This is a genomic window from Aminobacter sp. P4_D5 (assembly GCF_056401815.1).
In genome coordinates this window covers 1-511 of record NZ_JBFUIP010001444.1, presented here as the reverse complement: position 1 = coordinate 511, position 511 = coordinate 1, and the positions used below count along the sequence as shown (strand labels likewise).

Sequence of the window (511 nt, the reverse complement as noted above, 5' to 3'; positions counted from 1 at the left end):
GCTCCGAGGCGACGGCCATGCCGAATTCCGGTGTCGCTGTCGCGCCGACGGCCTGCGGGAAGCCGAAGAAGGCCTCGCCGATCACGTCGACGAGGGGCAGGCGCAGCCCGTTCTCCCTGACGATGCGGATCACGCCGAGGGCGGCGCGGCGCAGCGCGTAGGGGTCGCCGCTGCCGGTCGGGCGTTCGTCGGCGGCGAAGAAGCCGGCGAGCTGGTCCAGCTTGTCGGCCAGGGCTACGGCGATCGCGACGGGCTCGGTCGGCACCGCGTCGGTCGGGCCGAGGGGGCGGTAGTGCTGCGCGATGGCGTCGGCCACGCGGGAATCCTCGCCCTGCTGTCGCGCGTAGTAGCCGCCCATGATGCCCTGGAGCTCCGGGAACTCGCCCACCATGCCGGAGGCGAGGTCCGCCTTGGCCAGCAGCGCTGCGCGCTCGGCCAGGGCGGCATCGGCGCCGACCATCGGCGCGAGGAAGGCCGCCAGCTTCGCGATGCGCCGGACGCGCTCGCCCTG

Annotated in this window: 1 protein-coding gene; it reads right to left on the bottom strand. The window is 74.4% G+C overall.

Features of this window, described 5'->3' with window-relative positions:
- Positions 1-511 (bottom strand): glycine--tRNA ligase subunit beta (locus AC1DWF_RS38875; RefSeq protein ID WP_476843715.1); only part of this gene is annotated, 511 nt, incomplete at both ends.